The following is a 3893-nucleotide window of genomic DNA, read 5'->3' on the forward strand; positions in this document are numbered from 1 at the left end:
AGCAAGCCTGATGCTAAGCCTTGGCAGTAATTAACAAAGGTGCTTAAAAGTGCGGTCAATTTTCAGTGAATTTTAAAATCTCTTGAATATTGACCGCACTTTTTGTGTTTTAAATATAGACTTTGTAGAGTTTTTAAGCAAAATATTTGTGCAATATTATAAGTTTTATTTATAGCTTAAAAAGAGCGAATCACGTACTCATACTGAAGGAAAAACCGCAGCCAAATCTCAAGTTAATGCGGGTGGCAAGGTGAATATTGTGGCAACGGGTGCAGGAAAGGATTCAAACATTAATATTAAAGGTTCGGATATCTCAGGCAAACAAGGCACGACTTTGATTGCAGGTAATCAAGTAAATATCGAGGCCGCGGAACAAAACCATCAAGAGCGCAGCACCAATAAATCGAGCGGCTTTAATGCGGGGGTGGCGATGAAAGTGAGCAATGGTACGGCTGTTGGGGCTACTTTAGGCGGTAATTACGGAAAAGGCTATGGCAATGGAGATGAAACCACTTATGTGGCTAGCCATGTAGGTGATAGCCAAAGTAAAACCGTGATTCAAGCCGGTGGTGATGCGAATCTCATCGGTAGCCAAGTAAAAGGCAAACGTGTAGAAGTCAATGCTCAAAACCTCAATATCGAAAGCTTGCAAGACACTGCCACATACAAAGGCAAACAAATGAACGGAAGTGGGAGTGTGACGGTGGGTTATGGCGCATCCGTTGGAGGTAGTTTCAACAAGTCAAACATCCATGCCGACCACGCGAGTGTGAATGAACAAGCCGGCATCTATGCAGGGGATGAGGGGTATGACATCAACGTCAACCATACGGATTTAAAAGGCGGTCTTATCACCTCGACACAAAAGGCGGATGGACTGGTCAAGAGAAAAATGGTATTTCTGGCGGTGTGGGTTATGGTCGCGAAAGTGATAATCAAGATAGTGTGACTAAAAGCGGTATCAATACTCAAAATATTGAAATCCGCAATGAAAACGCACAACAAGCACGTACAGGGAAATCCATCACCGAGACCCTTGCAGCAATTAAAACAGATATCAATACTGATAATGCAGAAAGTCAAAGTGGTAAATTAGAAAATCGTTTTGATAAGAATGCTTTACAAAAAGAACTTAATATACAGGTGGAGGCAACAAAAGGATTTGTTCAAACTGCGAGTGCTGCTGGGAATGCAATTGCAAATAAATTAGGTGAAGAAGCGGTTGCCAAACAACGTGAAGCACAAGCTGCTCAAGAAGCGGCTGACCGTGTGTATAAAGCTAACCCAAGCAAAGAAAATGAAGCTGCATTAAATACCGCAAATCAAAATCTGATAACGGCTAATAATGAAGCGGACAAGTGGCAAACTGGAGGAAAATATAAGCGAAAAATTGATGGCGCAATGAATGCGATTTCTGCTGCATTAGGTGGTTTGCCGGCTGGTGGTATTGTTACCTCCGCACTTTCGCCAGAAATAAATCATCAAATTAAGCTAGCCACTGAGGGTAGCCCTATGGCTAATAAGGTTGCCCATGCAGTTTGGGGCGCGGTGGAAGCTTACTCCGCAAATCAAAATGCAGCAGCGGGAGCTGGCGGTGCTTTAGCGGGTGAGGTGATGGCTGATGTAATTGCAAAAGAGCTTTATGGTAAAAAGCCAAATCAACTTAATCGAGAAGAGAAAGAGGTCGTATCTTCTGTTAGCCAAGCAGCCGGTGCTTTAGTGGGTGGAGCGGCAGCAAATAGTAGTCAAGGAATTGGTGTAGGACTAACTACGGCTAAGAATGCGGTGGAGAATAATCTTCTTTCTAAAAATGAAGATGAAGAACTTTTCAATATTTCAGAAAAGTTTGAAAAAGCAAAAGAGTTAAAACAGAAAGAAAAAAATAGAGGCGGAGAATTATTGAAAAAAGATTCTTACATTAATTTTTTAATTCGCCTAAACCAAAAAGATCCTAGCCAATTAACGGAGGCGCAAAAGAATTATTTAGCTGTTGAATTACATAAAATCGCAAGATCGTGGAATGTTCCTGTATCTGATTTATATAACTGGGATTTTTCTAAAGAAATCAAAAGAAATGACTCTGCGTTAACAAAATATCTATCAGATGAAATTAAATTTTGGGATAGTTATGTCGGTAAACAAGCTCAATCTTTTGCGATTGGTGCGTTAGCCGCAGGAGGTGGCGTCGCTGCTGTTAGAGTTATTCCTAAGGCTGCTGGATATTTACAAGAGACAGCAGTACTTTCAGCTAGAAATCCTGTTGCTGCAGAAATGGTAGTGACAGGAGGATATAATGCTGGCAAGATATCTTATAAGACTTATGATGGGCAGTATAAAAATAAAGAAGAACTTTTAAATGATGTTTATAGTACTGGCAAGGATATTTTAAAAGCACCGGTAATGTCTAAATTGGGACCTGTAGAGCAATTTTTTGTAAGCCCAGCTGTTGATTTAATGTATGAGGTAAATAAAGTTGGAGCAACTGATAAACAGATAAAAACTGAAATGATAGGTTCCGCAACAGGGGCTGGTTATGGATTGTTGTCAGAGTTTACTTTAGGTAAATATTCTAAATTTGATGGAGTACCTAGAATATTCTTTAATGTAGTGGGTAGTTCTATAGCCTCAGATGAGATGAAAAAAATATATAGCGATAGTAGTAATGAGAAAGAGGGGAGTAAGTAATGAAGAATATTATTTTAACTTTACTATCTTTCTTTGGAGCCGTTATTTTATTTTTTATTGCATTGTTGTATGGTCAAATGGATGTGGGGATAAAAAATATCCATTATGATTTATTAATTGAGAAAGCTTTTATGATGTCCCTAAAACTGCATTTTATTATTTTACCTATACATTTTTTAATATCTAGGAGGAAATAAGAGAGATATTTCAAAAAGTATGTCAAAAATATCAAGATCTTAGCTTTCAGCTTTCTAGAAGCTTGCAAGTTATTTGAAAGGCATATAATTTTAAACCACTGATATAAAAGTGCGGTCAATTTTCAAAGAGTTTTAAAACCTCTCAAAAATTAACCGCGCTTTTTGTATTTTCAAAGATGCTTATGTTAAGTAAATTTTATAATTTCACATCCAACTTCGCGTAAGCACGTTCTACTTTTTCCAATGCTTTTTCTACGGAAATATCACGGGCAAGTAACACACCTAAACGGCGATGGCCATTCACTTCGCCTTTGCAGAAAATACGAATATTACTATTAAACCTAAAGCCAGCATTGGTGTATAGTAAAGATTAAGATAGCCAATCTAGCACAACAAAAAGTGGTATTAATACACAAAATATCATTATTAAAGATGAAGCAGAGCAATTAAAACGTACAGGCAAAACGGTACAAGAAGAAATTGCTGCGATTAAAACCGATATCACTACAGAGAGTGCACCAAGTCAAAGTGGCAAATTAGAGAACCGTTTTAATAAAGATGATGTTCAAAAAGAGCTCGATTTCCAACGTGAGGTGACAGAGAAATTTGGACCAAATGTCGCAGAAGCAGGGAGTTTGCTTGCTAATAAATTTGGTGAAGAAGCGAAAGCGAAACGTCATGAAGCCGCAATTGCGTTAGAAGAAGCAGAAAAAGCCAAGGCAGAAAACAACAACGAAATTAACCAAGCTTTAGTCAAACAAGCACGAGATAATTTTGAGACAGCGAGTCGCGAAGCCAAAGAATGGGAAACGGGTGGAAGTCAACGTCTTGTCATTGATTCAGCATTAAATGTTATCAGCACCGCTTTAGCCGGCAGACCGGCAGCGGAGGTGGTGGCTTCAGGATTATCACCTGCGGTAAATAATCAAATTAAGAAAGCGACGACAGATGCAAAAGGCAATGTGAATACGGCTCTTAATTTGACTGCTCATGCACTTTGGGGCGCGGTAG

At 39.0% G+C, this 3893-nt stretch carries 2 protein-coding genes and 3 pseudogenes; 4 read left to right on the forward strand and 1 reads right to left on the reverse strand.

The window, feature by feature from the left end; all coding sequences use genetic code 11:
- Positions 1 to 178 precede the first annotated feature (178 nt).
- From HMPREF2732_RS10005 to HMPREF2732_RS05885, 3 genes and pseudogenes are all read left to right on the forward strand, one after another.
- Positions 179 to 1281: pseudogene (locus HMPREF2732_RS10005) on the forward strand (hemagglutinin repeat-containing protein); the annotation flags it as partial.
- A 333-nt stretch (positions 1282 to 1614) separates the two neighbouring features.
- Positions 1615 to 2685, forward strand: a complete 1071-nt coding sequence (locus HMPREF2732_RS10010; protein WP_290915887.1) for a VENN motif pre-toxin domain-containing protein — start codon at positions 1615 to 1617, stop codon at positions 2683 to 2685.
- Positions 2685 to 2882 carry a hypothetical protein gene (locus HMPREF2732_RS05885; RefSeq protein WP_049384009.1) on the forward strand — a complete coding sequence of 66 codons (198 nt, stop codon included), beginning with the start codon at positions 2685 to 2687 and terminating at the stop codon, positions 2880 to 2882. Before HMPREF2732_RS10010 ends, HMPREF2732_RS05885 begins: the two co-directional genes overlap by 1 nt.
- A gap of 196 nt (positions 2883 to 3078) precedes the next feature.
- Here the strand turns inward: HMPREF2732_RS05885 and purT are convergent.
- Positions 3079 to 3219, reverse strand: a pseudogene (gene purT, locus HMPREF2732_RS05890) (phosphoribosylglycinamide formyltransferase 2); the annotation flags it as partial.
- A gap of 256 nt (positions 3220 to 3475) precedes the next feature.
- Here purT and HMPREF2732_RS09870 point away from each other — a divergent pair.
- Positions 3476 to 3893: pseudogene (locus HMPREF2732_RS09870) on the forward strand (hypothetical protein); the annotation flags it as partial.

Source organism: Haemophilus sp. HMSC061E01 (genome assembly GCF_001810345.1).
Classification (GTDB): domain Bacteria; phylum Pseudomonadota; class Gammaproteobacteria; order Enterobacterales; family Pasteurellaceae; genus Haemophilus_D.